The organism is Pseudomonas sp. B111, from assembly GCF_026428275.1.
GTDB classification, from domain to species: Bacteria; Pseudomonadota; Gammaproteobacteria; order Pseudomonadales; family Pseudomonadaceae; genus Pseudomonas; species Pseudomonas aeruginosa.
This window is the reverse complement of sequence record NZ_CP097857.1, coordinates 5,993,109-6,019,491: the sequence shown is the minus strand read 5'-3', so window position 1 is coordinate 6,019,491 and position 26,383 is coordinate 5,993,109. Positions and strand designations below refer to the sequence as shown.

Here is a 26,383-nt window from a genome sequence, read left to right as displayed (position 1 = left end):
GGCGCACATTTCGGCGATCCGCTGCTATGCAATGTGAATGATTTTCGCAACATCCTGTACGAATTCACTGACAGTACGGCTACACTGTGCTTTCCCGGCAAGGAGGCGCGGGGGTACTTGTCGCGGCACCCACTCTCCCGCTTTACCAGTACGCCCAGGAGGCAAACATGGAATGGTTTCTGAAATGCGTGAAGGAACACTACTTCGACTTCAACGGGCGTGCCCGTCGCAAGGAATACTGGATGTTCACCCTGGTGAACATCATCATCTCCGTCGCGCTGAGCGTCGTGCTCGGCCTGATCAGTGAAAAGCTCCTGCCGATCGCCAATCTCTACTCGCTCGCCGTGCTGCTGCCGGCCCTGGGCGTCACCGCCCGGCGTCTGCACGACATCAACAAGAGCGGCTGGTGGATGCTGATCGCGCTGATCCCGATCGTCGGCCTGTACCTGATCTACCTGCTGGCCAAGGACAGCGACGCCGGCCAGAACCAGTACGGCCAGAACCCGAAGGGCATCGCCTGATTCCTTCCCGCCGGGCCGCACGGCCCGGCGTTCTCCCTCTCCCTGTTTCCCTTCCCGCCCCTGACCGGGGTTAGAATGCCTCGCTCCCACTCCGGCGCCCTGCGCCAACGCCCGCAGCGAGGTAGCCCATGCCCCACCCCATCGACGCACTGATTTCCGACTGCGACGGCGTCCTGGTCGACAGCGAGGTCATCGCCGAGCGCGTGATGTACGAGGCGCTCAGCGCCTACGCGCCGCTGGAGGAGCTGCAGCGCCTGCTGGAAGGCACCTTCGGCCTGACCAGCCGCGACATCCTCGATCGCGTCGAGAAGCACTTCGGCCTACGCATCCCCGACAGCTTCAACCGCGAGGTGCGCCAGCGCAGCGAGGAGATGGTCGCCCAGGTCCAACCCATTCCCGGCGCACGCGAGGCGCTGCTGGCCCTGGACCTGCCCGTCGCGGTGGCCTCCAACAGCCGCCGCCACAGCCTGGAGCGCTCGCTGGCGCGCGCCGGGCTCAGCGAACTGATCGGCGAACGCCTGGCCAGCGCCGATATGGTCGCCCTGCCCAAGCCCGCACCCGACGTCTACCTGCACGCCGCCAGCCTGCTCGGCGTCGCCCCCGAGCGTTGCCTGGTGGTGGAAGACAGCAGCACCGGCACCCGCGCCGCCCTCGCCGCGGGGATGCGGGTGATCGGCTTCGTCGGCGCCGGGCACATTCCCGCCGGGCACGCCGAGGTACTGCGCGAGCTGGGCGCCATCGCCATCGTCGAGCACATGCGCGAACTGCCGGAGACCGTGGCGCGCCTGCGCCGCGAGAGCCGAGTGGCGCTGGGAACGCCGTAACCGGGCGTCAGAGACTCTTCCAGGTCAGGTACACCCGCAGGTCGAACTCCAGCTGGTGATAGTCCGGCAGCATGTACTGGCAGAGCTGGTAGAACGCCTTGTTGTGCTCGCTTTCCTTCAGGTGGGCGAGTTCGTGGACGACGATCATCCGCAGGAACTCCGGGGCGGCGTCCTTGAACAGGGAAGCCACGCGGATTTCCTTCTTCGCCTTGAGCTTGCCGCCCTGCACCCGCGAGATCGCGGTGTGCAGGCCGAGGGCACGCTGGACCACGTCGAGCTTGTTGTCGTAGAGCACCTTGTCCAGGCCCGGCGCGTTGCGCAGGTGTTCCTGCTTGAGGTTCATGGTGTAGGCGTACAGCGCCTTGTCACTCTGCACATCGTGACGCCCCGGGTAGCGGCGCTCGAGGTACTCGCCCAGGCGGTTCTCGGCGATCAGCTGGCGGACCTGGTCCTGCAGCGATGCGGGATAGGCCTGGAGGTACTTGAGGGGGATCATGCACGGGTCCGGCGGTTCGCGGAAAACGCCCAGTGTACCGCGTCGGGAGCTCCGGCGGCCGACCGCCGCTTCGGGTAAGATGCGCGCCGTTTCCGATGAGCGGAGTGGGACAGTGGCAAGTACAGATGTGCTGATCGTTGGCGCCGGGGCGGCCGGGCTGATGTGTGCGATGACGGCGGCCGGGCGCGGGCGCCGCGTGCGGGTACTCGACCACGCCAACAAGGCCGGCAAGAAGATCCTCATGTCCGGCGGCGGGCGCTGCAATTTCACCAACCTGTACACCGAGCCGGCCAACTTCCTTTCGCGCAACCCGCACTTCTGCAAGTCGGCGCTGGCCCGCTACACCCAGTGGGACTTCATCGGCCTGGTGGCCAAGCACCAGGTGCCGTACCACGAGAAGAAACTCGGCCAGCTGTTCTGCGACAACAAGTCCAGCGACATCCTCGAGATGCTGCTGCGCGAATGCGCCGAGGCCGGAGCGGAAATCCTGCTGGACACCTCGATCGAAGAGATCGCCCGCGACGACGCCGGCTACCGCCTGCGTACCAGCGCCGGCGAGATGCGCTGCGAGTCGCTGGTGATCGCCAGCGGCGGCCTGTCGATCCCGACCCTCGGCGCCAGCGGTTTCGGCTACCAGGTGGCGCGCCAGTTCGGCCACGAGGTGCTGCCGACCCGCGCCGGGCTGGTGCCGTTCACCATCACCGACCAGCTGAAGGAGCTGTGCGCCGAGCTTTCCGGCACCTCCGTGGATTGCCGGGTGAGCTGCAACGGCCAAGTGTTCCGCGAGAACCTGCTGTTCACCCATCGCGGTCTCAGCGGCCCGGCGATGTTGCAGATTTCCTCCTACTGGCAACCGGGCGATACCCTGGAAATCGACCTGCTGCCGGACCACGACACCAGCGAATGGCTGGCGCAGCAACAGCGCGAGCGTCCCAACAGCGAGCTGAAGACCCTGCTCGCCGAGTTGTTCACCAAGAAGCTCGCCGGACTGCTGGCCGACCGCTGGTTCGTCTCCAAGCCGATGAAACAGTACACCCCGACCGAACTGGCGGGTATCGCCGGGCAGCTTTCGGCCTGGCGGGTCACGCCCTCGGGCACCGAGGGCTACCGCACCGCGGAAGTGACCCTGGGCGGGGTGAGCACCGACGAAGTGTCGTCGAAGACCATGGAGTCGCAGCGCTCGCCGGGGCTGTATTTCGTCGGCGAAGTACTGGACGTCAGCGGCCACCTCGGCGGCTTCAACTTCCAGTGGGCCTGGGCCTCGGGTTATGCGGCGGGACAGTACGCCTAGCGCGCCTCGGCCAGATAGGCCTCGGTGCGATAGGGCAGCGCTACCTGCTCCTTCCCCTTGAGCGCCGGGTGGCTGGCGACCAGCTCGCGCAATTGCGCCGCCACGGCGTTCTTTTCCGTCTCCGGCAAGGCGGCGATGAAGCTCACCGAAAGGAAGCGCGAGACGATCACCTGCTCCGGCGGGCCGACATGCTCGTAGGCGAAGGTGGAAAGTCGCAGCGGTCCGAAGGGCGCACGCTCGAACGGCCGACGCCAGTCGCCCTTGTAGAAACGCGGCGCATCGCCTTCGTAGGGGGTGATGATGCGGGTGATCTCGGCGACCCAATCCAGCGACTCGTCACGCACGTTCCACACCAGCCCCAGCCTGCCTTCCGCCGTCAGCACGCGGCGCATTTCCTCCAGCGCCTCCACGGTGGCGAACCAATGAAAGGCCTGTGCGCACACCAGGGCGTCGGCGAAGCCGTTGGCCAGCGGAATCGACTGGGCGCTACCGGCCAGCGCCTGGACCTGCGGCAAGGCTCCGGCAAGCTGGGCGCGCATCGCATCCACCGGTTCCACCGCGACCACTCGCGCGCCGGTACGGGCCAGCAGGCGGGTGAACTTGCCGGTGCCGGCGCCGAGGTCCACCGCGACGGTCTGCGGACGCAGGCCAAGGGCATCGCGCAGCCAGTCGGAGAGCGCTTCCGGGTACTCGGGCCGGCCCTGGGCGTAACGCTGGGCCTCGGCGCTGAAACCTTGCTGGGCGGCGCTGTGTACGGACGACATGAGGGACCTCCTGGGCGGCAGGGAAAGCCCGAGGTATAGCACAGCGGTTTTCCTCCGAATTCCAGACGAACGGTTCAAAGCCTTGCGCGGCGTGGCTCGCAGCCATTGGTCAGGGGCTTCGTGGACCTCTCGGGGAAGAGGCTATTGTCGATCCGAAGGCCCAACCGACGACCAGGGTAAAAGCATTCCGGCACACACCGGCATCCCCCGCCACAACCAGGAGTCAGCCATGAGCAGCGAAGTCAGCGCCATCCGCCAATTGATCGAAGACTGGCGAGCCGCCGTCCGCGCCAGCGACGTTCCGCGCATCGTCTCGTACTACGCGGAGGACATCGTCGCCTTCGACGCCATCCTGCAATTGCAATTCAAGGGGCGCGACGCCTACCAGAAGCACTGGCAGGCCTGCACCGAGATGTGCAAAGGACCGATGACCTTCGATATCGCCGAACTGCAGATCCATGCCGACCAGCAGGTCGCCTTCGCCCACTACCTCTGCCACTGCGGCGGCACCGGCCCGGACGGCCAGCCGCACTCCTCGTGGATGCGGGTCAGCGCCGGCTACCGCAAGCAAGGCGACGGCTGGAAGGTGATCCACGAGCATTTCTCGGCGCCGTTCGACATGGACGGCAAGGCGCTGTTCGACCTGCAGCCCTGACTCAGCGCCGCGCGGCGGTCGTCGCCGGGTCGCCGCAGCGTTTCACTGCGCGAGGGCTGAGCAGCGAGCAAGGCTTGCCGACCAGGTAGCTGCGGTAGACCTTCAGCAGCGTAGCCTGGCTGTAGCGGCAGCCCTTGCCGCTCTTGCGCAGGCAGGGGCTCTCGAACTCGAAGCGACCGTTGACCGGCTCGGCCAGCTGGATGCGCAACGCCGGCCAGGTGGAGCGTTGCGGCGCCGGCGGGGTTTCCAGTCGGCGACCGTCGCGCACCACCAGTTCGCCGCCGGCCTCTGCATAGTCGAAGACGAACAGCAGGGTGCGCGAAGTCTTGGTCGTGCAGTCGCTACGCGCCAGGCAATCCTGCGGATCGGCGGGATCACGCGCTACGCTCGGCGACGCGGCCTCCTCGACGTCGCGGGATGGCGCGTGCAGGCCAGCGCAACCGGCCAGCAGCAGGAACGGCAGGGTCAGGAGCCAGCGGCGCATCGGATTTCCCCGGGACGGATGTGCAAGAGCCCCGACCAGCGGGGCTCCCGTTCGAACGAAGGCGCTTAGTTGACCTTCGGATCCAGCTCGCCGCGAGCGTAGCGCTGGAACATGCCTTCCAGGGAGATCGGCTTGATCTTGGAAGCGTTGCCGGCGGTGCCGAAGGCTTCGTAGCGAGCGATGCAGATGTCGCGCATGGCCTCGACGGTCTTGGAGAAGTACTTGCGCGGGTCGAACTCGCTCGGGTTCTGCGCCAGGAAGCGGCGGATGGCACCGGTGGAAGCCAGGCGCAGGTCGGTGTCGATGTTCACCTTGCGCACGCCGTACTTGATGCCCTCGACGATTTCCTCGACCGGCACGCCGTAGGTCTCTTTGATCTCGCCGCCGTACTCGTTGATGATCGCCAGCCAGTCCTGCGGTACCGAGGAAGAGCCGTGCATCACCAGGTGGGTGTCCGGGATGCGCGCGTGGATTTCCTTGATGCGCTGGATCGACAGGGTGTCCCCGGTCGGCGGCTTGGTGAACTTGTAGGCGCCGTGGCTGGTGCCGATGGCGATGGCCAGGGCGTCGACCTTGGTCTTCTTCACGAAGTCGGCGGCTTCTTCCGGATCGGTCAGCAACTGGCTGTGGTCCAGCACGCCTTCCGCGCCGACGCCGTCTTCCTCGCCGGCCATGCCGGTTTCCAGGGAACCCAGGCAGCCCAGCTCGCCTTCCACGGACACGCCGCAGGCATGGGCGAACGCCACGGTCTGCTGGGTCACGCGGACGTTGTAGTCGTAGTCGGCAGGGGTCTTGCCGTCTTCACGCAGGGAGCCGTCCATCATCACCGAGCTGAAGCCCAGCTGGATGGAACGCTGGCAGACGTCGGGACTGGTGCCGTGATCCTGGTGCATGACCACCGGGATGTGCGGGAATTCTTCGATCGCGGCGAGGATCAGGTGGCGCAGGAAGGGCGCGCCGGCGTATTTGCGAGCACCGGCGGAAGCCTGGACGATCACGGGCGAATCGGTCTTGTCGGCCGCTTCCATGATGGCGCGCATCTGCTCGAGGTTGTTGACGTTGAAGGCCGGCACGCCGTAGCCGAATTCGGCGGCGTGATCCAGCATCTGGCGCATGCTGATGAGTGCCATGGTTCTCGTATCTCCCAATCGCGGGGTCGTTCAGTGATTCAGAAGCCTGCCGCAGGGGCAGGCCCGGTTCAAGTTCCTTGCGAGGAGCGGTCGCGGCGCCGCGCCCCTGCCGGCGCCACTCAGCGCGCCTTGCAACCGCGACCGATGAGGTCGTCGGTTTCGACCCAGTACACCAGGCCTTCGTCGTTCTCCAGGTGGAAGCCCAGGCGTCCGTCGCTATAGAAAGCGCCGACGGCCGCAGGTTCCTGCTCCAGATGGTGGACCACGTCGTCCTCGTCCTTCAGGCGCAGGTCGACGATGTTCTTGCTGCCGTCGATATAGCGCCATTCGATCACCGCCTTGCTGTCGCAGGTCCAGCGGGTCCAGTCCTTGCCACCGGGCTTGCCCGAGGAGCCGGAGCAGCCGGCCAGCAGGGCCGCGGCGGCGAGGCCGCCGAGCAGGGCGATACGCGAGTAGTTCATGTCCATCCTCCATCCGTGCGGAACGCTCCGCCGCACCTCGCCGGGCCGCAAGCGGCCCGCGCGGCGGCCGGCTGGCCTTGCCTGTCACAGGAAAGGCGCAATGCTACTGCGTACGCTGGCGAATCCCCAGCCCTTTCCGTAGAAACTGGCAGAAAAGCACTACGGGCATTCCACCGGCTTTTGTCCGGCGGTCGGATCGCCGCTGCTCTGCTGCTCGACCCGCTGGCGGTTCTGCTCGGTCGGCACCATCACGTCCGGCGGACTGATCACCTCGCAGGTGCTCGGGCGTCGACCGCCATCGCCGCTACAGGCGGCCAGGCCCAGGCAGAACATCAGGAGTGGCAAGGTTACGGAACGCATGGGGCACCTCCTTTTTTCGTCGTCCTCAAAGGTGTGACCCCCGAGGACGGCGAATGGTTTGCCCCGTCTGCGTCAGCCCTTGGCGCGCTGCTCCAGGATTTCCACGGCCGGCAGGACCTTGCCCTCGACGAACTCGAGGAACGCGCCGCCACCGGTGGAAATATAGGAGATCCGCTCGGCGATGCCGTACTTGTCGATCGCCGCCAGGGTATCGCCGCCGCCGGCGATGGAGAACGCCGCGCTATCGGCGATGGCGTTGGCCAAGGTACGGGTGCCCTCGCCGAACTGGTCGAACTCGAACACCCCGACCGGACCGTTCCATAGGATGGTCTTCGAGGTCTTCAGCAGCTCGGCGAACTGCGCGGCGGTCTGCGGGCCGATGTCGAGGATCATGTCGTCGTCGGCGACCTCGGCGATGGCCTTGACGGTCGCCACGGCGCTCTCGGCGAATTCCTTGGCCACCACCACGTCCACCGGCAGCGGCACCTTGACCTTGGCGGCGATGGCCTTGGCGGTCTCGACCAGGTCGGCCTCGTACAGTGACTTGCCGACCTTGTGTCCGGCCGCGGCGAGGAAGGTGTTGGCGATGCCGCCGCCGACGATCAGCTGGTCGCAGATGCCGGCCAGGCTGTTCAGCACGTCGAGCTTGGTGGAAACCTTGGAGCCGGCGACGATCGCCGCCATCGGCCGCGCCGGGTTGCCCAGCGCCTTGCCCAGCGCGTCCAGTTCGGCGGCCAGCAGCGGGCCGGCGGCGGCGACCTTGGCGAACCTGGCCACGCCGTGGGTCGACCCCTCGGCGCGGTGGGCGGTACCGAAGGCATCCATCACGAACACGTCGCACAGCGCAGCGTACTTCTGCGCCAGCTCGTCAGCGTTCTTCTTCTCGCCCTTGTTGAAGCGCACGTTCTCGAACAGCACCAGGTCGCCCGCCTTGACCTCGACGCCGTCGAGGTAGTCGGCCAGCAGCGGCACTTCGCGGCCCAGGGCCTTGGACAGGTACTCGGCCACCGGCTTCAGGCTGTTCTCGGCGGAGAACTCGCCCTCGGTCGGACGGCCCAGGTGCGAGCAGACCATCACCGCCGCGCCCTTCTCCAGGGCCAGCTTGAGGGTCGGCAGGGCGGCCTTGATCCGTGCATCGCTCTGCACCTGGCCGTCCTTCACGGGCACGTTGAGGTCCTCGCGGATCAGCACGCGCTTACCTTTGAGGTCGAGGTCAGTCATCTTCAACACGGTCATGACAATCAGTCCTTGGGTACTTGTTGATCAGGCACGGCGGCGCGCAGGTAGTGTCCGGCGACGTCGAGCATACGGTTGGCGAATCCCCATTCGTTGTCGAACCAGGCCAGCAGGTTGACCAGGCGAGGCCCGGAAACGCGGGTCTGGCTGCCATCGACGATGGCCGAATGGGGGTCGTGGTTGAAATCGCAACTGGCGTGCGGCAGCTCGGTATAAGCCAGCAGTCCGCGCAGCGGGCCGCTTTCGGCGGCCTCGCGAAGCACCCGGTTGATCTCGGCGGCGGAGGTGTCGCGGGAAGTCTGCAGGGTGATGTCCAGCGCCGAGACGTTCACCGTGGGCACGCGTATGGCTTTGGCCTGGATGCGCCCGGCAAGTTCCGGCAACAGGCGTTCGATGCCGCGCGCCAGACCGGTGGACACCGGGATCACCGACTGGAACGCCGAACGGGTACGGCGCAGGTCCTCATGGTGGTAGGCGTCGATCACCGGCTGGTCGTTCATCGCCGAGTGGATGGTGGTGATCGACACGTATTCCAGGCCGATCGCCTCGTTCAGCAGCTTGAGCAGCGGCACCCCGCAATTGGTCGTGCAGGAGGCGTTGGACACCAGCGTTTCGCGGCCGCTGAGGTCCTGCTGGTTGACCCCATAGACGATGGTGGCGTCGATGTCCGCCTCGCTCGCCATCGGCTGCGAGAACAGCACCCGCGGCGCGCCGGCGCGGAGGAAACGTTCGGCCTGGGCGCGGTTGGTGTACTGGCCGGAGCACTCCAGCACCAGGTCGACCCGCAGCGCCTGCCAGTCGATGGCTTCCGGAGTCGGGCTGCGCAGCACCTTCACGCAATCGCCGTTGATGTGCAGGCAGTCGCCGTCGACCTTCACTTCGCCGGGAAAGCGGCCATGGGTGGAGTCGAAGCGGGTCAGGTACTCGACGCTGGCCTGGTCGGCCAGGTCGTTCAGCGCGACGATCTCGAAGCCCAGTTGCTCCGGGCGCTCGTGCAGCGCGCGCAGGACGCAGCGGCCGATACGGCCATAGCCATTGAGCGCGACGCGAAAAGGCGGGGTGGACATCGGCAGGGAGAGCTCCGGCAAGGGGCCAGTGAAAGGCGCCAATTATGCGGGGGATGGGCCCGCCTGGGAACCGTCCGCGACCCGCGCGGCGCGGCATGCGCCGCGGCGACGGCTCGCGCGCTGGCGCTGAAACGATTCATGCGACACCTGGCTGGCGCGACCGCGTTCCGCTGTGCAAGGCTCGCCCGCATCCACCGACCGCCAGGAGCGCCAGATGCCCCGCTTCGCCGCCAACCTCAGCATGCTCTACCCCCGCCACGACTTCCTCGAACGCTTCGCCGCCGCCGCGGCGGACGGCTTCGAGGGCGTGGAGTACCTGTTCCCCTATGCCTATCCTGCGGCCGAACTGAAGGCCCGGCTGGACGACCACGGCTTGCGCCAGGTGCTGTTCAATGCCGCACCCGGCGACTGGGACAAGGGCGAGCGCGGCCTGGCCAGCCTGCCGGGGCGCGAGGCCGAATTCCGCCGCGCCATCGCCCAGGCCATCGACTATGCCCAGGTCCTCGGCAACCGCCACATCCATGTCATGGCCGGACTGCTGCCGGCCGGCGCCGACCGCATCCGCCACCGCGAGACCTACCTCGACAACCTCGCCCATGCCGCCCGCGAGGCCGCCGGCGCCGGGCTGACGGTGCTCATAGAGCCGATCAACAACCGCGACATGCCGGGCTTCTTCCTCACCCGCCAGGACGACGCCCAGGCCATCTGCCGCGAGGTCGGCGCGGACAACCTGCAGGTGCAGTTCGACTGCTACCACTGCCAGATCGTCGAGGGCGACCTGGCCACCACCCTGCGTCGCGACATCGGCAATATCGGCCATGTCCAGATCGCCGGGGTACCCGACCGCCACGAGCCGGATGACGACAACGAAGTGAACTACCCCTACCTGTTCGAGCTACTCGACCGGCTCGGCTACCAGGGCTGGATCGGCTGCGAGTACCGTCCGCGCGGCGACACCTCGGCAGGCCTGGAATGGCTGCGGCGCTGGCGCGCTACTCGACGCGACGGATGATCGGCTCCAGCGCGTCCAGGCGCTCGCGGGCGGCCAGCCAGTCGCGCACTTCCGCGCACCACTGTTCTTCCTTCAGCACCGCGCGTGCACGGGTCAGCACTCGCGGCCAGGGACGGTCGTCGAACAGGCGCAGCAGCACCTGGTTGAGCTGTTCGCTATCCAGCGGCCGGCGTCCACGGCGCACCGGCGCGTCGACCCGCTGCGCCAGCGATTGCAGCACCCGTTCGCGCTGTGCCGTATCCACCGGCATCGGCTGCTCGTCGTAGGCGCAGAGCACCAGGATCTCCGGCGCGACGTTCTCCAGCAGGCCGGCGCGCAGCCGGCAGTGGCCATCGAGGATCACGCAGGCATCCAGGCAGTTCAGGCGCAGCGCCAGCACCGGCGGCAGCTCGCCTTCGCGGGCCTTCTTGCGCCACCACTTGACCCGCCCCTCGTCATCCTCGACCCGGCGCAGGGCGATCAGGGCGTCGTTGTCGCGCCCCCACCAGTCGAGCCACTGCACCCAGTCGTCGTCGAGGACCTTCTCCAGGCTGTAGAAGCGCCAGTCCGGCAACAGTGCGTCGCGCCCGACGCTGCGGTAGCGCCAGCGTTCCAGCACCCGTTCGCGCGGATCGTGGCTCTGCGGTGGCTGCCAGGCGGGCACCTGCTCGGCGAGCGACAGGCGCAGCAACCAGCGCCCGGCCTCCAGGCAACTGCCCGGGCTGGTACGCAGGGTCTCGACGAAATAGCGGCTCCAGGCCTTGTAGCGGGCCTCGCCGCGCAGGCCGCGCAACGCTTCCAGAGTCGGCGAGTCGATGGGCGGCACGCTGGCCTGCGCCGGGCTCGCCGCGACCAGGCTCTTCACTAGCCAGATGCCATCGTGGTACGGCAACTGGGTGGCCCAGAGCAGCGGCTGATCGCCACGCATCAGGCGAATGCGGGCCTGGCCGCCGGATTGCAGATGAAGGAAAGAGGGCGCCCGATGGGCGCCCTCCACCTGGACCGCGAGGCCCAGCCATTCGCCATTGGCGGGGCTTTCGAGGTCCCGCCAGTAGAGCGTGTGCATCAGTCTTCCAGCAGCTCCTCGGCCACCGCCAGGACGTTGTCCAGGGTGAAGCCGAAGTGCTCGAACAGCGCCGGGGCCGGCGCCGACTCGCCGAAGCTGGTCATGCCGATGATGCGCCCGTCGAGACCGACGTACTTGTACCAGTAGTCGGCATGGGCGGCCTCGATGGCGATGCGCGCGCCGACTTCCACCGGCAGCACGGACTGCTTGTAGGACTCGTCCTGCTGCTCGTAGACGCTGGTGCACGGCATCGATACCACGCGGACCTTGCGGCCCTGCTCGCTGAGCTTGTCGTAGGCCTGCACGGCCAGGCCGACTTCCGAACCGGTGGCGATCAGGATCAGTTCCGGCTCGCCTTCGCAGTCCTTCAGCACGTAGCCGCCGCGGGCGATATCGGCCACCTGGGCGACGTCGCGCGCCTGGTGCGGCAGGTTCTGGCGGGAGAAGATCAGCGCGGACGGACCGTCGGCACGCTCGATGGCATGCTTCCAGGCCACCGCCGACTCGACCGCGTCGGCCGGGCGCCAGGTGTCCAGGTTCGGGGTCAGGCGCAGGCTGGCCAGTTGTTCGATCGGCTGGTGGGTCGGGCCGTCCTCGCCGAGGCCGATGGAGTCGTGGGTGAACACGTAGAGCACGCGCTGCTTCATCAGTGCGGACATGCGCACGGCGTTGCGCGCGTATTCCATGAAGATCAGGAAGGTCGCACCGTAGGGAATGAAACCGCCGTGCAGGGCGACGCCATTCATGATCGCGCTCATGCCGAATTCGCGCACGCCGTAGAACACGTAGTTGCCGGCGGCGTCGTCGGCGCTGACGCCCTTGCAGCCCTTCCACAGGGTCAGGTTGGAGCCGGCCAGGTCGGCGGAACCGCCGAGCAGCTCCGGCAGCAGCGGGCCGAAGGCGTTCAGCGCGTTCTGGCTGGCCTTGCGGCTGGCGATGGTCTCACCCTTGTTGGCAACATCGGCGACGTAGGCCGCGGCCTTCTCGGCGAAGTCGGCCGGCAGCTCGCCCTTCAGGCGGCGCAGCAATTCGGCGGCCAGTTCCGGATGGGCAGCCTGGTAGGCGGCGAAACGCTTGTTCCACTCGGCTTCCTGGGCGGCGCCGGATTCCTTGGCGTCCCACTCGGCGTAGATCTGCGCCGGGATCTCGAACGGAGCGTGCTCCCAGCCCAGCGCGGCGCGGGTCGCGGCGATCTCGTCGGCGCCCAGCGGCGCGCCGTGGCACTCTTCCTTGCCCTGCTTGTTCGGCGAGCCGAAACCGATCACGGTCTTGCAGCAGATCAGGGTCGGCTGGTCGCTCTTGCGCGCGGTATCGATGGCGGTCTTGATCTCGTCGGCGTCATGCCCGTCGACGTTGCGGATCACTTGCCAGCCATAGGCCTCGAAGCGCTTCGGGGTGTCGTCGGTGAACCAGCCGTGGACCTCGCCGTCGATGGAAATGCCGTTGTCGTCGTAGAAGGCGATCAGCTTGTTCAGGCGCAGGGTGCCGGCCAGCGAGGCGACCTCATGGGAAATGCCTTCCATCATGCAGCCGTCGCCGAGGAAGGCGTAGGTGTAGTGGTCAACCACCGCGTGGCCGTCGCGGTTGAACTGGGCGGCCAGGACCTTCTCCGCCAGCGCCATGCCCACCGCATTGGCGATGCCCTGGCCGAGCGGACCGGTGGTGGTCTCGACGCCGGCGGTGTAGCCGTACTCCGGGTGGCCCGGGGTGCGCGAGTTGAGCTGGCGGAAGTTCTTCAGGTCCTCGATGCCGAGGTCGTACCCGGTGAGGTGCAGCAGGGAGTAGATCAGCATCGAGCCGTGGCCGTTGGACAGCACGAAGCGGTCGCGGTTGGCCCACTGCGGGTTGCTCGGGTTGTGCTGCATGTAGTCGCGCCAGAGGACCTCGGCGATATCGGCCATGCCCATCGGGGCGCCCGGGTGGCCGCTGTTGGCTTTCTGCACGGCATCCATGCTCAGTGCACGGATGGCATTGGCTCGCTCACGACGGCTGGGCATCGCAATTCTCCTACGGGGGTTGCTGGTCGGAAGACCAGGAGTGAAAAAAAGGGCGCCATTTTCGCCCACCGAAGGCCCAAGGGGCAATGACAGATCGGCAGGGGGACAGTATGTCGCTGCCGACCGGTTTTGCCAGAAGCCTGGCGCAGCCGGATTGCAATTGCGCGACGGCCACCCGTCATCAATATCAAAAATTTTTGATACAGGCATTGCCGGGGTTCGGACCCGGTACTAGACTGCGCCTCCATGAGCCTTCGCGTGCCTTCGATACGACCAGACGACTACGACCCGCTCGCCGCGCTGTGCAAGGCGGCTGGCGACTCGCTGCGACTGAACGTGTTGCGCGCCCTGGCCAACGATTCGTTCGGCGTGCTGGAGCTGGCGCAGATCTTCGCCATCGGCCAGTCGGGCATGAGCCACCACCTCAAGGTGCTGGCCCAGGCCGGGCTGGTGGCGACGCGCCGCGAAGGCAACGCGATCTTCTACCGACGTTCGCTGCCCCTGGCCGAACGCACCGGCGGCGCGCTGCACGCGGCGCTGCTGGAGGAAGTGGACGAACGGGCGCTACCCGACGACGTGCGGGCGCGGATCGATGCCGTGCACGCCCAGCGCGCGGCGGTCAGCCAGGACTTCTTCGCCCGCGCGGCGGACAAGTTCCAGGCCCAGCAGGACCTGATCGCAGGACTGCCGCAATACCGTGAGAGCGTGTTGGCCTTGCTCGACGCACTGGCCTTCGCCCCCGGCGCCACGGCGCTGGAGGTCGGCCCGGGGGACGGCGGGTTCCTGCCGGAACTCGCCAGGCGTTTCCGCCAGGTCACGGCGCTGGACAACAGCGCGGCGATGCTGGAACTGGCGCGCCAGCGCTGCAAGGAAGAAGGATTGGGCAACGTCCGCCTGGAATTGGCCGATGCCCTGCAGGACGCCGCCGAACCGGCCGATTGCGTGGTGCTGAACATGGTCCTGCACCACTTCGCCGCGCCGGCGGAGGCGCTGAAACAGTTGGCCCGCCTGGTCCATCCGGGCGGCAGCCTGCTGGTGACGGACTTGTGCCGGCACAACCAGGGCTGGGCCAGGGAGGCCTGCGGCGACCTCTGGTTGGGTTTCGAACAGGAGGACCTGGCCCAGTGGGCCGACGCCGCAGGGCTCACGCCCGGCGAGAGTCTTTACATTGGTTTACGCAATGGCTTCCAGATCCAGGTCCGGCACTTCGCCAGGGATGCATCCGAAAGCCGCCTCACCCACCGGTAATGTAGGAACCGATTGATGAGCGAATATTCCGTTTTCACCTCCGAGTCCGTGTCCGAAGGCCATCCGGACAAGATCGCGGACCAGATCTCCGACGCGGTGCTGGACGCCATCATCGCCAAGGACAAGTACGCTCGCGTGGCATGCGAAACCCTGGTCAAGACCGGCGTGGCGATCATCGCCGGTGAAGTCACCACCTCCGCCTGGGTCGACCTGGAAGAGCTGGTGCGCAAGGTCATCATCGACATCGGCTACGACAGCTCCGACGTCGGCTTCGATGGCGCCACCTGCGGCGTGCTGAACATCATCGGCAAGCAGTCGGTGGACATCAACCAGGGCGTCGACCGGGCCAAGCCGGAAGACCAGGGCGCCGGCGACCAGGGCCTGATGTTCGGCTACGCCAGCAACGAGACCGACGTGCTGATGCCGGCGCCGATCTGCTTCTCCCACCGCCTGGTCGAGCGCCAGGCCGAGGCGCGCAAGTCCGGCCTGCTGCCATGGCTGCGCCCGGACGCCAAGTCCCAGGTGACCTGCCGCTACGAAGGCGGCAAGGTGGTCGGCATCGATGCGGTGGTGCTGTCCACCCAGCACAACCCGGAAGTCTCCTATAACGACCTGCGCGACGGCGTGATGGAGCTGATCATCAAGCAGGTGCTGCCGGCCGAGCTGCTGCACAAGGACACCCAGTTCCACATCAACCCGACCGGCAACTTCGTGATCGGCGGCCCGGTCGGCGACTGCGGCCTGACCGGACGCAAGATCATCGTCGACTCCTACGGCGGCATGGCCCGCCACGGCGGCGGCGCGTTCTCCGGCAAGGACCCGTCCAAGGTCGACCGCTCCGCCGCCTACGCCGGCCGCTACGTGGCGAAGAACATCGTCGCCGCCGGCCTCGCCGAGCGTTGCGAGATCCAGGTTTCCTACGCCATCGGCGTGGCCCAGCCGACCTCGATCTCGATCAACACCTTCGGCACCGGCAAGGTCAGCGACGAGAAGATCGTGCAACTGGTCCGCGAGCACTTCGACCTGCGCCCGTACGCGATCACCAAGATGCTCGACCTACTCCACCCGATGTACCAGCCGACCGCGGCCTACGGCCACTTCGGTCGTCATCCGTTCGAGCTGACCGTGGACGGCGATACCTTCACCGCGTTCACCTGGGAGAAGACCGACAAGGCCGCTCTCCTGCGCGACGCCGCCGGCCTCTGAGCGACCGCGCGATGAAAAAGCCCCGCTTCGGCGGGGCTTTTTCGTTTCCGGCAGGCTCAGCGCATGCGGAAGGCTTCCTGGTGGAACAGCCGCAGCGGCATGCCCTGCCGGCGCAGATCGCGGCGCAGGCTGTCGGCCAGCCCCTGCGGACCGCAGAACCAGACGCTCGGCCAGCGTCCTTCGGCGCTCTTCAGCACGCCCAGTTGCGCCGCCTGCGGCTTGCCCTGCTCGTCGCTATAGCGGATGTGCAGGATCACGCTGGGCAAGCGTTCGCAAAGCTCGCGCAAGCGCCCGGCGAACAGCGCTTCCTGGGAATTGCGCACGCAATAGTGCAGCTCCACCGACGGCGCGCTTTCCGGCGCGGCCTGCAGCGACTCCAGCCAGGCGATGAACGGCGTCACGCCGATCCCGGCGGCGACCCAGACCTGCCGCCCGGCCAGGCCACGGCGGAAGTCGAAGCAGCCGTATGGCCCCTCCACCTCGACCCTGGCGCCGACCTCCAGGTTGTCCTGCAGGCGCCGGGTGTAGTCGCCCAACGCCTTGATGCTGAAGCGCACCTCGCCGCAGCCGCGGTCGGCGCTGGCGATGGTGAACGGATGGGCACCCTCCAGGCGGTCGCAGGTGAGAAAGGCGAACTGCCCGGCCCTGTGCGACCAGTCGCCCTGCAGCCGGCAGGTCACCTCGAGCAGGCTTTCGCCGTGCCGCTCGACGGCGGTGACCACGCCCGCATGGCGGCGCGCGCGACCGATCCGCCCGCTCAGAGACAACAGTGCGCAGGCCGAACCGAGCAGAGCGCAGGCCGCCACCAGCCAACCGGCCGGCTGGCTCCAGTAGCTGGCCGGGGCGAGCACCACGGAATGGAAGGCCAGTACCAGGTAGACCAGGGCCAACGCCTTGTGCACATAACGCCAGAGGTGATACGGGAAGCGCTGCCAGAGAGTGATCAGCAGCATCCCGCCGAGAATCCACGCCGACCATTCACCCAACTCCTTGGCCGAGCCACGGAAGACGTCGAGGAAGGTTTCCACCCGCGGGCCTTTCACCGGTTTGCCGACGATACCCGCCAGCCAGGGGCCGGCCAACTCCAGCAGGTAGTGCAACAGGCCGAGGACGATGGCCAGGATGCCCGCCCACTTGTGCAGGCGGTACATGCGGTCGAGCCCGTCCAGCGGCTTCTCCAGCCAGACCGGACGCACCGCCAGCAGCATGATCAACGACATCAGGGCGAAGGACGCTACCCCGGTAAGCAGGATCGCCTGCTTGCGCACCACCCAGATATCCAGGCTCGCCGGCGGATCGACGGCCAGCGTCAGGCCCCAGGCCGCCAGCGCGGCGGCGAGAACTCCCCATAACAGTTTCATTGGCACCACTCCCCGACAGAACGCGCGAATCGCTGGAATGAACCCTGCGCGTCCAGTCTTAATTGTCCCTTAACTTCATGGGGGAATTAGCGAGGCCAGCGAGGTTTTCCCGCACAGCCATGACCTGCGTCAATCGTTGTCGGCCTTCAACCCCGGGGTGGGCGGAGCTATGCTGGTCCGCCGCGCCTACCGCCGAGCCGTGCCATGAAGATCCGCCTGCTGTCCGACCTCCACCACGAACATTTCGACGGGCGACGCCAACTGCCAGAGGTCGAGGCCGACGTGGTGGTGCTGGCCGGCGATATCCACAGCCACCTGGAAGGCCTGCACTGGGCCCGCGAGACCTTCGCCGACAGCGAGATCGTCTACGTCGCCGGCAACCATGAGTTCTACTCCTCGGAAATGACCGACCTGACCCAGGCGATGCGCAATATCGCCCGGGCGCTGGATATCCACTTCCTGGAAAACGACGAAGCGCGGATCGGCCCGGCGCGCTTCCTCGGCGCCACCCTGTGGACCGACTTCCAGCTCTATGGCGCGGACGGCTATGCGCCCGCCCATGAGCTGGCCCTGCAATCGATGCCGGACTTCAGCTGCATCGACTGGTTCGGCGGCGACTTCACCCCCGAGCAGAGCATCGCCCTGCACCGAGCCTCGCGCGACTGGCTCGCCGAACAGCTGGCGCGGCCCCACGACGGCCCGACGCTGGTGGTCAGCCACCACGCGCCCAGTGCGCTGTCGATCCCGCCGCAGTTCGTCGGCAACCCGCTCTCGCCAGCCTTCGCTTCCAACCTCGACGAACTGGTGGCGCAGGCCGACTACTGGCTGCACGGTCACGTTCACGATGCCCTCGACTACCGCATCGGCCGGGCACGGGTGCTGGCCAATCCGGGCGGCTATCCCCACGAGAAAGGCGGGTTCCGTCCGGAATTCGTCTTCGAGGTCTGAGCCTCAGCGCGGCAACTGGCTGAAGAAGCGCCAGATTTCCGCTGGGGCGTCCAGTTCCGGGTCGCTCTTACCGAGAATCCGCGGGAAGCGATAGTCCGGCTGCGCCAGCACGTGGCCGCCGCCATGCACGCTGAGCAGCTCCACCGGCGGATGGCCGTCTTCCTGCCAGCGCTGGCGCTCGGTCCAGACCGTGCCGGGACGGGTCAGCGGCGCCACGTCCGGCGGCGCGGCGATGCCGTTCAGGCCGGCCCACCAGCGTGCCGAGTCCAGGGTCGAGCGTACCGCGCCCCGGTCGCCGAAGCCGAACAGGCTGACCTTGCCGCCGAGATAGGGATTGATCGGATCGCGCGTGCCGTTGATCAGCAACGCCGCGGTCGGCCGCTCGACCGGCCGACAGGCATCGTTCTCCGTGGTCGGCAGGCTCGCCGCCACCGTTGCGATCGCCGCCGGCAACCCCGGTGCTTCGGCGGCCAGGCGGAAAGCCATCTGGCCGCCATTGGAGTAGCCGGCGACATATACCCGCTGCGGATCGACGCGGTATTCCTGGGCCAGCCGCGCCACCAGCGCGCGGAGGAAAGCCACGTCATCGACGTCACGCAGCCGCGCCGAATAGCTGGCGGCCTTGCGGCAATCGTTCCAGTGGCCCTCGAAGCCGTCCGGGTAGGCCACCAGGAAACCTTCTTGCGCCGCCAGCCGGTCGAAGCCGTAGCCGCTGATGCGGCGCATCTGCGCGCCGTCGCCCCGTGAGCCGTGCAGCACCACCAGCAACGGCGCTCCCTCGGTCACGCCCGGCGGCACGTAGAGCAGGTAATGCCGGCGCAGGCCCGCGACCTTCAGGCTCGAGTCCTCGCTGTGGCCGGCCAGCGCGGGGGTGCGCAGGGCCTCGTCCTGCAGCCACCACCAGGCGCCGGCGAGCAGCGCCAGGACCAGCAGCAGGATAAGCGTGCGAACCAGGCGGATCAGCGTACGCATCGCGGTTCTCCCGTTCTCGGCGTCTTCGAACAACGTTAGGCCGGGTTGCGCCGGAATGCCCGAACCATGGCCCTTCTCCAGAGACCCCGGGGCGGCGTACTTTGCTCCCGGACAACCACAACCGTGCCGTTTGCTGGCACACTTGCGCCTTTGTCACGCCGGCTGCCGCCTGCCTCATCCGCCTGCCAGGACGCTCGGCCGAGCCGTCGTCCGGCAACCGCACCGGCCGTTCGATCAAGGAGCCAACCGATGTCCATTCGCCCTTCACTGCCGCTGGCCGGGCTGCTGCTCGCCGTCTCCCTGCCGCTCTCCGCCGCCCAGCCGGGCACCACCAAAGGCGCCCCGCTCAGCGGTTGCGCCGCCAAGCAGGCCGCCATCGAGGCGAAGCTGGAAACGGCCCGCTCGTTCGCCAACGAAGGCCAGGTGGCCGGCTTGGAAAAGGCCCTCTCCGAGGTCAAGGAGCACTGCACCGAAGCCGGCCTGCTGAGGGAGAACAAGCAGAAGGTGATCGACAGCGAGCGCGAGGTCAGCGAACGCGAGAAGGATTTGCGCAAGGCCATGGGCAAGGGCGATCCGGAGAAGATCGAGAAACGCAAGGCCAAGCTGGCCGAGGCCCGCGCCGAACTGGAAGAGGCCAAGAAAGGCCTGGAACAGGCCCAGGCACAGTAGGACACCAGGTACCGCCCTACGCCTCGCGCCTCCCACGTAAGGCGTATGACGCCCACGGCGTTACCCGCCATCCGCGCCGCAGCGGGACACCAGGTGCCGCCCAGCGCTGCCGCAACGGCGAATGAGCGCCAGCGCTCATTCGCCCTACCCCTCGCGCCTTCCAGGCAGGGCGTATGACGCCCGGTCCGGCCTCAGAGCGCGCGGAATTTCTTGTGGCAGGCTTCGCAGGCGTCTTCCACCGCGGCGAAGTCCTTGCGCACGCCATCCGGGGTCGGCGTGGCCTGGCGAGTGTTGTCCTGGAGACGGTTCATCGCGTCGATGAAGACCTGGGTGGCGGCCTTGAACTCCTGCTGGCGCTGCCAGACCTCGTCCTTGGCGCGGGTGTCCTCGCCCTCCTCGCCGGCCTTGGGACTGGGGAAGTACTGCCAGGGCTGGTCGGCCAGTTGGTGCAACTTCGCCGATCCGGCGCGGAACTTCTCCGCGTCGAAGGGCAGGCGTCCGCGGAGCATCCCGCCCATGTCCTCGCTGGTCCGTAGCATTTCCTTGAAGATCGCCTGGCGCTTGGCCTCGGGCGAGTTGGGATCCATACGGTGACAGCCGCTCAGGGCGACGCCGGCCAGCAGCACGACGAGCAGGGACTTCAGCTTCATGGCAAGGCTCTTTTTTTCAGGGTCGATCACGGAAGCGGCGGATTATCCGCCGCCACCGCCGATTGATCCAGAGCCGCGCGCCCGCACTGCGGCCATAGGCCGCAGCGGGCTGCTCAGGCGGAAACCACGAAGAACGCGGCGATGAGCAGCATGCCGACGAACCAGACCAGCGAGCGCAACGGCCCCCAGTCGGCGAGGTAGCAGATGACGTAGAGCAGGCGACTGGTGATCCAGGCAATGGCCAGGCTATCCAGGGTCGCCTGCGAAGCGTTGCCGACCAGATGGGCGATGATCACCGCCGCGGCGAACGCCGGGGTCACTTCGAAAGCGTTCAACTGGGCGTTGTTGGCACGCCGGCGAAAGCCTTCGAGCGAACCGAGGAACGCCCGCGGGTCGGCGTTGGCCCGACCGCCGTAGCCCTCCCCGCCGAACTTGGCGATGGAGGTACAGACGTAAGGCAGGAAGATCGCGATCAGCACGCACCAGAAAGCGATGGTCATGGCAGTTCCTTGTAGTTGTGGAACTGCAACTCAAGCTGGCGCCGCTCGTTCTGTAAAGGCACAGCTCCTTCAGAGCTTCATCAGCAGCATTCCGGCCAGCACCAGGCCGCACGCCAGCAGGCGTGGCAGTCCGAACGGCTCGTTGAGGAAGCGCATGCCGAACAGCACCGCCAGCAGCACGCTGGTCTCGCGCAACGCTGCCGCTTCGGCGATCGACCCCAGCTGCATGGCCCACAGCACCAGGCCGTAGCTGGCCAACACGCAGACCCCGACCGCCAGGCCGAGCTTCCACTCCAGCGCCCAGAAGCGGGCGAAGGCGCGGGTTCGCGCGCCGGCTGCGATCAGCGGGAACGGCAGGCCGGAGAGCAGCGTCAGCCAGACCAGGTAGTCCAGCACCAACGGCCAGCGCTTCAGGGCGTTGCCGTCGCTCCAGGTGTAGCCGCCGATGCACAGGCCGATCAGCAGCACCACCGGCAGGGTCCGCCAGGGCAGGCGCGAACCGCCGCCGCCCCAGAGCAGGCAAAGCATGCCGAAGGGGATCAACAGGATGCCGAGGATCTGCCGGCCGCTGAGCTGCTCGCCGCCGAACGCCAGGGTCAGGCCCAGCACCACCAGCGGCGACAGCCCGCGCATCAGCGGATAGACCAGGCCCAGGTCGCCGACCTTGTAGGCCTCGATCAGCAGTACCCGGTAGAGCAGTTGCAGGACGGTGGCGCCGAGCAGCCAGGGCCAGACTTCGGCCGGCGGCAGGCTGACGAAGGGCAACAGCAGGATGGCGCAGAGCACGCCGACCACGTCCATGCAGGCGACGACCAGCAAGCGGTCGCTGCTGAACTTGACCAGGGTGTTCCAGGTGGCGTGGAGAACGGCGGCGCACAGCACCAGGCTGGTGGCTAGCATGATGGTCCTTTTGGTATAGACCAAGATAGTCTATCCCGGCGGAGCCTCCAGATGCTCACCCCGTTGCGGCGTTTTTCCCTGAAAGCTCCTACGAAAGCGGAGAAACATGCAGCAGACATCGTTACGTCAAACGGCTTAATCTTCGGGCAATCCTGATGGACTACCATCGGCCAGCGCCGCACAGTGCCGGCCCGGCCTCCCTTATCAACGACACAGGAATCCCTGCCTTGAGCGCTCTCCTCAAGCCCCTCGACAACCGCTTGTTCTGGCCCGCGGTCGCCATCGGCGGCCTGCTGATCCTCGCTTTCGTACTCTACCTCCAGCACGTGCGCGGCTTCGCGCCCTGCTCGCTGTGCATCTTCATTCGCCTGGACGTGCTCGGCCTGGTGCTCGCCGGGATCGTCGGCAGCCTCGCCCCGCGTTCGCGGATCGCCGGCGGCATCGCCGCGCTGGGCATGCTCGCCGCCAGCCTGGGCGGGATCTACCACGCCTGGTCGCTGGTCGCGGAAGAGAGACTGGCTGCCCAGGGCATGGGCAGTTGCAAGATGTTCATGGGCTTCCCCGAATGGATACCGCTGGACACCTGGCTGCCGCAGGTCTTCCAGCCCGAGGGGCTGTGCGGCGAAGTGGTCTGGACCCTGCTCGGCCAGTCCATGGCGGTCTGGTCGCTGGCGCTGTTCGTGTTCTGCCTGCTGGCCCTGGCGGCCAAGCTGGCGTTCGGCCGCCGCACCGCCTGACAGCGCCGATATCCGTGCCGGCACAAGGAACGTGCTGGCCATTGGCTGGTCTACAATCGAGCTTTCTCAACCCGGATGAGTACCACCATGCCTCGATTCCTCAGAAATGCCCTCCTTCCCGTCCTCGCCCTGCTGCTCAGCGGCTGCGGCTACAACGCCATGCAGGCCGGCGACGAACAGGTGAAAGCCGCCTGGTCGGAAGTGCTCAACCAGTACCAGCGGCGCGCCGACCTGGTACCCAACCTGGTCAGCACGGTGAAGGGCTATGCCTCCCATGAGGCGTCGGTCCTGACCCAGGTCACCGAGGCCCGGGCCAAGGTCGGCAGCGTGCAGCTGAACGCCGACCAACTGGACGACGAGCAGGCCGTGCAGCGCTTCCAGAAGGCCCAGGGCGAACTGAGCTCGGCGCTTTCGCGCCTGCTGGTAGTCACCGAGAACTACCCGCAACTGAAGGCCGACGGCCTGTTCAAGGACCTGCTGACCCAACTGGAAGGCACCGAGAACCGCATCGCCGTCGCTCGCGGCCGCTACGTCAAGTCGGTACAGGAATACAACGTGCTGCTGCGCCAGTTCCCCGGCGTGATCACCGCCAAGCTGTTCGGCTACAAGCCCAAGGCGAACTTCAGCGTGGAAAACGAAGCGGCCATCTCCACCGCGCCGAAAGTCGATTTCGGCAACCCGCAACCGGCGCAGTAAGCCATGCGCCGGCTGCTACTGGGCGCCGGGCTGCTGCTCGCCAGCCTGGTCGCCTGGGCCGATGTGCCACCGATACCCGCGCTGACGGCGCGGGTCACCGACCTCACCGCGACCCTTTCCGGCGACCAGCGCCAGCACCTGGAGCAACAGCTCGCCGCCCTGGAAGCCAAGAGCGGCGCGCAGCTCGCGGTGCTGCTGGTCCCGACCACCGGCGACGATTCCATCGAGGAGTACGCGGTGCGTACCTTCGAGAAATGGAAGCTGGGCCAGAAGAAGGTCGACGACGGCGTCCTGCTGCTGGTGGCGAAGAACGACCGCACCCTGCGCATCGAGGTCGGCTACGGCCTGGAAGGGGCCATCACCGACGTCCAGGCCGGACGGATCATCAGCGAGCAGATCACGCCGCAGTTCCGCCAGGGCAACTTCTATGGCGGCATCCAGGCCGGCGTGGACAGCCTGGTGCAACTGATCGATGCCGAGAAGAACCCGGACAGCGCTACCGCCAGCGCTCCCGTCGACGCCTTGCCGGCGGTTCCCGAGGCCACGCCGCCGCGGGCCCTGCCGGCGCCGGTCGACGAGGGTGAGGTGTATGACAGCGCCCCGCCGGAGCCGAAGAAGAAGAGCGGCCTGAGCGGACAGCTCTGGGGCAACCCGGTCTACCTCGGTGTCTATGTGGCGGTCCTGCTCGCCGTGGCCCTGCTCGGACGCCTGCTGCCGTTGCAGTGGATGCGGCGGCGCAGCATCGGCCGCTTCCTGCTTTGCAGCGCGGCGGTCGCCGGCCTGGCCTGGCTGTTGAGCATGGGCCTGTGGCAGAACGTCGACCGCGCGGCGGACGACAGTCTCGGCGTACTGGCCCCGACCCTGTTCATCTACGCCCTGTTCCTGCTTCCCGGCGAAGTGCTGATGGCCATTCTCAGCGCCATCCTCAATAGTCGCGGCGGCGGTGGGGGAGGCGGCAGCGGCGGTGGCGGCATCTTCCGCGGTGGCGGCGGCTCCAGCGGCGGCGGCGGCGCCTCCGGACGCTGGTGACGAAAAGCCCGAGGCCTGTGCCTCGGGCTTTTTTCATCGGTCGGCGACGGTTCTCGCCGATGCCGGAAGTCTTCGCCGCTATCCGGCAAACGACAGGGTAACGCGCCTCGTCAGGCGTATACCCAGAGCACCCTGACCGGCGCCTGGCTGCGGTTGGCATAGCGGCTGCGCATATGGCTGGGAATCTGGAAACCGTCGCCGGCCTGCAGGCGCAGCTCCTCGTCCTCCAGCCACAGGGTCAGCTCGCCTTCGAGCACGTAGCCGCCCTGCTCCGAGCTGTCCAGCAGGTCGCGCTCGCCGCTGTCGGCACCCGCTTCAAGGCAGGTTTCGAGCATGAAGAAGGCGCCGCCAAGACGCGGCGACACCAGGTTGTCGCTGGCGCCACGAGCGTAGGCCAGGGTCCGACGCTCGCCCGGACGGGTCACCCAGGGCGAGGCCTGGGTCTTCGGCGAGCAGAAGAAGTAGGTCGCCGGCACCCCGAGCACCTGGCTGATGGCGACCAGGTCGTCCACCGCCGGCCGCGACAGGCCGCGCTCGACCTGGGAGACGAAGCCCACCGAACGGCGAATGCCGTCGGCCAGCGCCTGCAGGGTGATGCCCTTGCGCTTGCGCAATTCGCGCACCAGGCTGGCGATCTCCGCCAGGTCGTCGGCTACTTCGCTCATCTCGGCTCCGGGCCCTCTCAGAACAGGTCGCGCAAACGGTAATACGCTTTGCCCAGGGCTTCCAGCGGCGCGGCGAAGCGCTGGCCACCGGGAAACTTCGGATTGCGCAGACGCTGGTAGAGCGCCAGGGTCTCGTCGTCGCCGAGCAGCGCGTCGCTGACCGCCCTGGCCGCCGCCAGACTCGGCAGCACGCCGTGGCCGGAGTAGCCTTGCAGCCAGTAGCGGTTGCCCTGCCGGCCGATGTCCGGGGTGCGCCGCATGCTGCAGTCGATATGCCCGCCCCAGGCGTATTCCAGCGCCACCCCGCGCAACTGCGGGAACACCCGTTCGAGATAGGGCCGGGTGGCGGCGCGGATGTCGCTGGGCATGCCGCCCAGGTAGGTGCAGCCGCCGCCGAACAGCAGGCGGTGGTCCGGGGTCAGGCGGAAGTAGTCGAGGACGAACTGGTTGTCGGTCACGCAGCAGTTGCGCGGCAGCAACGACTTCGCCCGTTCCTCGCCGAGCGGCTCAGTGGCGACCTGATAGGTGCCCACCGGCAGCATCCGTTGCGACAGCTCGCTGTCCAGCCCGTCGATGTAGGCGTTGCAGGCCAGCACCAGCGCCGCGCAGCGGATCTCGCCGTGCTCGGTACGGACCCGGTAGCCGTCGCCCTCCTCGCGATAGTTCAGGGCCCGGGTCCGCTCGTGGATACGCCCGCCGGCGCGCTCGATGGCGGCGGCCAGGCCGAACGCCAGCTTGAGCGGATTCAGGTGTGCGGCGTGGGGATCGTAGAGACCGGCAAGATAGCGCTCGCTGGCGATCCATTCGGGCAACTCGTCCTTCGCCACGAAGCGTAGCCCCTCGTAGCCCCAGCGACGGTTGGCCTCGGCCTGCCAGTCGTAGAGCAGGCCGACCCGGCGCGGCAGGATCGCCGTCCATAGGTGGCCGACCCGGTAGTCGCAGTCGAAGCCATGTCGCTGCGGCAACTCGCGCATCTCGCCGGCCGCCCAGAGCATGCCGTCCCAGAGACGGCGTGCGCCTTCGTAGCCGAGGTCGGCCTCCAGCGGCGGCAGGTCGCTGGACCAGCCGGGCAGCGCCTGCCCGCCGTTGCGCCCGGAGGCCGCCCAGGCGATCCGGCTGGCTTCGATGACGCATACCTGGCGTCCGCCTTCGACCAGCCGCAGCGCCGTGTGCAAGCCGCTGAAACCGGCGCCGACCACCAGCACCTCGCAGTCGAGGTCGCCCTCCAGGGCCTGGCGCGGCTGGATCAGTTCGGGATTGACGGCGGCGTAGTAAGTGCCGACATGCTCGTTGGATTGCAGGAACATCGCGACCTCCGTGAAATTATATTGGTTATTTTTCATGAAAAATAACATTTAAAATTTCACGACACCAGTCCCGAGCATTCGCAAACGGCCGGCAGAATGCCGTCGCGCACCAGCAGAGGCAGAGGGGCAAATATTCGAAAGGAGGCGGGAAG

At 67.3% G+C, this 26,383-nt stretch carries 29 protein-coding genes; 12 read left to right on the top strand and 17 right to left on the bottom strand.

Annotated features, from left to right (window positions below; all coding sequences use genetic code 11):
• Window positions 1–167 precede the first annotated feature (167 nt).
• Together M6E97_RS27905 and M6E97_RS27900 are read left to right on the top strand one after the other, a co-directional pair.
• On the top strand, window positions 168–521 hold the full coding sequence (locus tag M6E97_RS27905; protein ID WP_003084974.1) for a DUF805 domain-containing protein: 354 nt from the start codon (window positions 168–170) through the stop codon (window positions 519–521).
• A 128-nt stretch (window positions 522–649) separates the two neighbouring features.
• Complete coding sequence (locus tag M6E97_RS27900; RefSeq protein ID WP_003084972.1) at window positions 650–1,345, top strand: HAD family hydrolase; 696 nt, start codon at window positions 650–652, stop codon at window positions 1,343–1,345.
• Between the two features lie 7 nt (window positions 1,346–1,352).
• Here the strand turns inward: M6E97_RS27900 and M6E97_RS27895 are convergent, their stop codons facing one another.
• Window positions 1,353–1,841, bottom strand: coding sequence for a M48 family metallopeptidase (locus M6E97_RS27895; protein ID WP_003084971.1), 489 nt, complete (start codon window positions 1,839–1,841; stop codon window positions 1,353–1,355).
• A 112-nt stretch (window positions 1,842–1,953) separates the two neighbouring features.
• Between M6E97_RS27895 and M6E97_RS27890 the strand changes: the two genes are divergently transcribed.
• Window positions 1,954–3,132 carry an NAD(P)/FAD-dependent oxidoreductase gene (locus M6E97_RS27890; protein WP_033938481.1) on the top strand — a complete coding sequence of 393 codons (1,179 nt, stop codon included), beginning with the start codon at window positions 1,954–1,956 and terminating at the stop codon, window positions 3,130–3,132.
• Here M6E97_RS27890 and M6E97_RS27885 read toward each other — a convergent pair.
• Window positions 3,129–3,896 (bottom strand): class I SAM-dependent methyltransferase, encoded by a 768-nt coding sequence (locus M6E97_RS27885; RefSeq protein ID WP_033938479.1) that lies wholly within the window; start codon window positions 3,894–3,896, stop codon window positions 3,129–3,131. The two genes, M6E97_RS27890 and M6E97_RS27885, sit on opposite strands and share 4 nt — an antisense overlap.
• Window positions 3,897–4,125: 229 nt before the next feature.
• On the opposite strand from M6E97_RS27885, the gene M6E97_RS27880 reads away from it, so the two are divergent.
• Entirely contained in the window at window positions 4,126–4,551 is a 426-nt protein-coding gene (locus M6E97_RS27880; RefSeq protein ID WP_003110219.1) for a YybH family protein, read from the top strand.
• A 1-nt stretch (window position 4,552) separates the two neighbouring features.
• Here the strand turns inward: M6E97_RS27880 and M6E97_RS27875 are convergent, their stop codons facing one another.
• From M6E97_RS27875 to epd, 6 genes are all read right to left on the bottom strand, one after another.
• Entirely contained in the window at window positions 4,553–5,035 is a 483-nt protein-coding gene (locus M6E97_RS27875; protein ID WP_016252914.1) for a hypothetical protein, read from the bottom strand.
• Between the two features lie 65 nt (window positions 5,036–5,100).
• Complete coding sequence (gene fba / locus M6E97_RS27870; RefSeq protein ID WP_003084964.1) at window positions 5,101–6,165, bottom strand: class II fructose-bisphosphate aldolase; 1,065 nt, start codon at window positions 6,163–6,165, stop codon at window positions 5,101–5,103.
• A 119-nt stretch (window positions 6,166–6,284) separates the two neighbouring features.
• A complete protein-coding gene (locus M6E97_RS27865) occupies window positions 6,285–6,626 on the bottom strand; it encodes an MliC family protein (RefSeq protein WP_003084963.1) in 342 nt (113 codons plus the stop codon).
• 159 nt (window positions 6,627–6,785) lie between these two features.
• Window positions 6,786–6,986 (bottom strand): hypothetical protein, encoded by a 201-nt coding sequence (locus M6E97_RS27860; protein ID WP_003084961.1) that lies wholly within the window; start codon window positions 6,984–6,986, stop codon window positions 6,786–6,788.
• 72 nt (window positions 6,987–7,058) lie between these two features.
• Window positions 7,059–8,222 carry a phosphoglycerate kinase gene (locus tag M6E97_RS27855; RefSeq protein ID WP_003084960.1) on the bottom strand — a complete coding sequence of 388 codons (1,164 nt, stop codon included), beginning with the start codon at window positions 8,220–8,222 and terminating at the stop codon, window positions 7,059–7,061.
• A 5-nt stretch (window positions 8,223–8,227) separates the two neighbouring features.
• The gene (gene epd / locus M6E97_RS27850; protein ID WP_003084958.1) at window positions 8,228–9,289 is read right to left on the bottom strand and encodes an erythrose-4-phosphate dehydrogenase; all 1,062 of its coding nucleotides are present in this window, start codon (window positions 9,287–9,289) and stop codon (window positions 8,228–8,230) included.
• A gap of 214 nt (window positions 9,290–9,503) precedes the next feature.
• On the opposite strand from epd, the gene otnI reads away from it, so the two are divergent.
• Window positions 9,504–10,301, top strand: a complete 798-nt coding sequence (otnI, locus tag M6E97_RS27845) for a 2-oxo-tetronate isomerase (protein ID WP_003113230.1) — start codon at window positions 9,504–9,506, stop codon at window positions 10,299–10,301.
• On the opposite strand, the gene M6E97_RS27840 is transcribed toward otnI, so the two are convergent.
• Complete coding sequence (locus M6E97_RS27840) at window positions 10,282–11,346, bottom strand: hypothetical protein (RefSeq protein ID WP_003101600.1); 1,065 nt, start codon at window positions 11,344–11,346, stop codon at window positions 10,282–10,284. The two genes, otnI and M6E97_RS27840, sit on opposite strands and share 20 nt — an antisense overlap.
• Window positions 11,346–13,343 carry a transketolase gene (tkt, locus tag M6E97_RS27835; RefSeq protein WP_003101598.1) on the bottom strand — a complete coding sequence of 666 codons (1,998 nt, stop codon included), beginning with the start codon at window positions 13,341–13,343 and terminating at the stop codon, window positions 11,346–11,348. Before tkt ends, M6E97_RS27840 begins: the two co-directional genes overlap by 1 nt.
• A gap of 246 nt (window positions 13,344–13,589) precedes the next feature.
• Between tkt and M6E97_RS27830 the strand changes: the two genes are divergently transcribed.
• Both M6E97_RS27830 and metK read left to right on the top strand, forming a co-directional pair.
• Entirely contained in the window at window positions 13,590–14,591 is a 1,002-nt protein-coding gene (locus M6E97_RS27830) for an ArsR/SmtB family transcription factor (RefSeq protein ID WP_003113231.1), read from the top strand.
• Window positions 14,592–14,606: 15 nt separating this feature from the next.
• Window positions 14,607–15,797, top strand: a complete 1,191-nt coding sequence (gene metK / locus M6E97_RS27825) for a methionine adenosyltransferase (protein WP_003084948.1) — start codon at window positions 14,607–14,609, stop codon at window positions 15,795–15,797.
• Window positions 15,798–15,853: 56 nt separating this feature from the next.
• Here metK and M6E97_RS27820 read toward each other — a convergent pair whose 3' ends face one another.
• Entirely contained in the window at window positions 15,854–17,158 is a 1,305-nt protein-coding gene (locus M6E97_RS27820; RefSeq protein WP_003129156.1) for a ferric reductase-like transmembrane domain-containing protein, read from the bottom strand.
• Window positions 17,159–17,362: 204 nt separating this feature from the next.
• Between M6E97_RS27820 and M6E97_RS27815 the strand changes: the two genes are divergently transcribed.
• On the top strand, window positions 17,363–18,106 hold the full coding sequence (locus M6E97_RS27815) for a metallophosphoesterase (RefSeq protein WP_033938476.1): 744 nt from the start codon (window positions 17,363–17,365) through the stop codon (window positions 18,104–18,106).
• Window positions 18,107–18,109: 3 nt separating this feature from the next.
• Here M6E97_RS27815 and M6E97_RS27810 read toward each other — a convergent pair whose 3' ends face one another.
• Complete coding sequence (locus M6E97_RS27810) at window positions 18,110–19,078, bottom strand: alpha/beta hydrolase family esterase (protein ID WP_033938475.1); 969 nt, start codon at window positions 19,076–19,078, stop codon at window positions 18,110–18,112.
• 249 nt (window positions 19,079–19,327) lie between these two features.
• Between M6E97_RS27810 and M6E97_RS27805 the strand changes: the two genes are divergently transcribed.
• The gene (locus M6E97_RS27805) at window positions 19,328–19,747 is read left to right on the top strand and encodes a DUF1090 domain-containing protein (protein WP_003084937.1); all 420 of its coding nucleotides are present in this window, start codon (window positions 19,328–19,330) and stop codon (window positions 19,745–19,747) included.
• Between the two features lie 191 nt (window positions 19,748–19,938).
• On the opposite strand, the gene M6E97_RS27800 is transcribed toward M6E97_RS27805, so the two are convergent.
• The 3 genes from M6E97_RS27800 to M6E97_RS27790 form a co-directional block, all read right to left on the bottom strand.
• A complete protein-coding gene (locus tag M6E97_RS27800) occupies window positions 19,939–20,397 on the bottom strand; it encodes a c-type cytochrome (protein WP_003110213.1) in 459 nt (152 codons plus the stop codon).
• A 113-nt stretch (window positions 20,398–20,510) separates the two neighbouring features.
• A complete protein-coding gene (locus M6E97_RS27795) occupies window positions 20,511–20,897 on the bottom strand; it encodes an MAPEG family protein (protein WP_003101585.1) in 387 nt (128 codons plus the stop codon).
• A gap of 69 nt (window positions 20,898–20,966) precedes the next feature.
• Window positions 20,967–21,797 carry a DMT family transporter gene (locus tag M6E97_RS27790; RefSeq protein WP_033938474.1) on the bottom strand — a complete coding sequence of 277 codons (831 nt, stop codon included), beginning with the start codon at window positions 21,795–21,797 and terminating at the stop codon, window positions 20,967–20,969.
• Between the two features lie 227 nt (window positions 21,798–22,024).
• On the opposite strand from M6E97_RS27790, the gene M6E97_RS27785 reads away from it, so the two are divergent.
• The 3 genes from M6E97_RS27785 (at window position 22,025) to M6E97_RS27775 (ending at window position 24,259) form a co-directional block, all read left to right on the top strand.
• Window positions 22,025–22,534, top strand: a complete 510-nt coding sequence (locus tag M6E97_RS27785) for a disulfide bond formation protein B (RefSeq protein ID WP_003084926.1) — start codon at window positions 22,025–22,027, stop codon at window positions 22,532–22,534.
• A gap of 87 nt (window positions 22,535–22,621) precedes the next feature.
• A complete protein-coding gene (locus M6E97_RS27780; protein WP_003084923.1) occupies window positions 22,622–23,230 on the top strand; it encodes a LemA family protein in 609 nt (202 codons plus the stop codon).
• Window positions 23,231–23,233: 3 nt separating this feature from the next.
• Entirely contained in the window at window positions 23,234–24,259 is a 1,026-nt protein-coding gene (locus M6E97_RS27775) for a TPM domain-containing protein (protein WP_003084914.1), read from the top strand.
• 110 nt (window positions 24,260–24,369) lie between these two features.
• Here the strand turns inward: M6E97_RS27775 and M6E97_RS27770 are convergent, their stop codons facing one another.
• The gene (locus M6E97_RS27770; RefSeq protein ID WP_003084911.1) at window positions 24,370–24,924 is read right to left on the bottom strand and encodes a helix-turn-helix domain-containing protein; all 555 of its coding nucleotides are present in this window, start codon (window positions 24,922–24,924) and stop codon (window positions 24,370–24,372) included.
• A 17-nt stretch (window positions 24,925–24,941) separates the two neighbouring features.
• Window positions 24,942–26,231, bottom strand: coding sequence for an NAD(P)/FAD-dependent oxidoreductase (locus M6E97_RS27765; protein WP_003101571.1), 1,290 nt, complete (start codon window positions 26,229–26,231; stop codon window positions 24,942–24,944).
• Window positions 26,232–26,383 lie beyond the last annotated feature (152 nt).

Bases quoted from the DNA above. Each gene is read 5' to 3' on its own strand.
- M6E97_RS27905 (WP_003084974.1), top strand. From the start codon at position 168: ATGGAATGGTTTCTGAAATGCGTGAAGGAACACTACTTCGACTTCAAC.
- M6E97_RS27900 (WP_003084972.1), top strand. From the start codon at position 650: ATGCCCCACCCCATCGACGCACTGATTTCCGACTGCGACGGCGTCCTG.
- M6E97_RS27895 (WP_003084971.1), bottom strand. From the start codon at position 1,841: ATGATCCCCCTCAAGTACCTCCAGGCCTATCCCGCATCGCTGCAGGAC.
- M6E97_RS27885 (WP_033938479.1), bottom strand. From the start codon at position 3,896: ATGTCGTCCGTACACAGCGCCGCCCAGCAAGGTTTCAGCGCCGAGGCC.
- M6E97_RS27880 (WP_003110219.1), top strand. From the start codon at position 4,126: ATGAGCAGCGAAGTCAGCGCCATCCGCCAATTGATCGAAGACTGGCGA.
- M6E97_RS27875 (WP_016252914.1), bottom strand. From the start codon at position 5,035: ATGCGCCGCTGGCTCCTGACCCTGCCGTTCCTGCTGCTGGCCGGTTGC.
- fba (WP_003084964.1), bottom strand. From the start codon at position 6,165: ATGGCACTCATCAGCATGCGCCAGATGCTGGATCACGCCGCCGAATTC.
- M6E97_RS27865 (WP_003084963.1), bottom strand. From the start codon at position 6,626: ATGAACTACTCGCGTATCGCCCTGCTCGGCGGCCTCGCCGCCGCGGCC.
- M6E97_RS27860 (WP_003084961.1), bottom strand. From the start codon at position 6,986: ATGCGTTCCGTAACCTTGCCACTCCTGATGTTCTGCCTGGGCCTGGCC.
- M6E97_RS27855 (WP_003084960.1), bottom strand. From the start codon at position 8,222: ATGACCGTGTTGAAGATGACTGACCTCGACCTCAAAGGTAAGCGCGTG.
- epd (WP_003084958.1), bottom strand. From the start codon at position 9,289: ATGTCCACCCCGCCTTTTCGCGTCGCGCTCAATGGCTATGGCCGTATC.
- otnI (WP_003113230.1), top strand. From the start codon at position 9,504: ATGCCCCGCTTCGCCGCCAACCTCAGCATGCTCTACCCCCGCCACGAC.
- M6E97_RS27840 (WP_003101600.1), bottom strand. From the start codon at position 11,346: ATGCACACGCTCTACTGGCGGGACCTCGAAAGCCCCGCCAATGGCGAA.
- tkt (WP_003101598.1), bottom strand. From the start codon at position 13,343: ATGCCCAGCCGTCGTGAGCGAGCCAATGCCATCCGTGCACTGAGCATG.
- M6E97_RS27830 (WP_003113231.1), top strand. From the start codon at position 13,590: ATGAGCCTTCGCGTGCCTTCGATACGACCAGACGACTACGACCCGCTC.
- metK (WP_003084948.1), top strand. From the start codon at position 14,607: ATGAGCGAATATTCCGTTTTCACCTCCGAGTCCGTGTCCGAAGGCCAT.
- M6E97_RS27820 (WP_003129156.1), bottom strand. From the start codon at position 17,158: ATGAAACTGTTATGGGGAGTTCTCGCCGCCGCGCTGGCGGCCTGGGGC.
- M6E97_RS27815 (WP_033938476.1), top strand. From the start codon at position 17,363: ATGAAGATCCGCCTGCTGTCCGACCTCCACCACGAACATTTCGACGGG.
- M6E97_RS27810 (WP_033938475.1), bottom strand. From the start codon at position 19,078: ATGCGTACGCTGATCCGCCTGGTTCGCACGCTTATCCTGCTGCTGGTC.
- M6E97_RS27805 (WP_003084937.1), top strand. From the start codon at position 19,328: ATGTCCATTCGCCCTTCACTGCCGCTGGCCGGGCTGCTGCTCGCCGTC.
- M6E97_RS27800 (WP_003110213.1), bottom strand. From the start codon at position 20,397: ATGAAGCTGAAGTCCCTGCTCGTCGTGCTGCTGGCCGGCGTCGCCCTG.
- M6E97_RS27795 (WP_003101585.1), bottom strand. From the start codon at position 20,897: ATGACCATCGCTTTCTGGTGCGTGCTGATCGCGATCTTCCTGCCTTAC.
- M6E97_RS27790 (WP_033938474.1), bottom strand. From the start codon at position 21,797: ATGCTAGCCACCAGCCTGGTGCTGTGCGCCGCCGTTCTCCACGCCACC.
- M6E97_RS27780 (WP_003084923.1), top strand. From the start codon at position 22,622: ATGCCTCGATTCCTCAGAAATGCCCTCCTTCCCGTCCTCGCCCTGCTG.
- M6E97_RS27775 (WP_003084914.1), top strand. From the start codon at position 23,234: ATGCGCCGGCTGCTACTGGGCGCCGGGCTGCTGCTCGCCAGCCTGGTC.
- M6E97_RS27770 (WP_003084911.1), bottom strand. From the start codon at position 24,924: ATGAGCGAAGTAGCCGACGACCTGGCGGAGATCGCCAGCCTGGTGCGC.
- M6E97_RS27765 (WP_003101571.1), bottom strand. From the start codon at position 26,231: ATGTTCCTGCAATCCAACGAGCATGTCGGCACTTACTACGCCGCCGTC.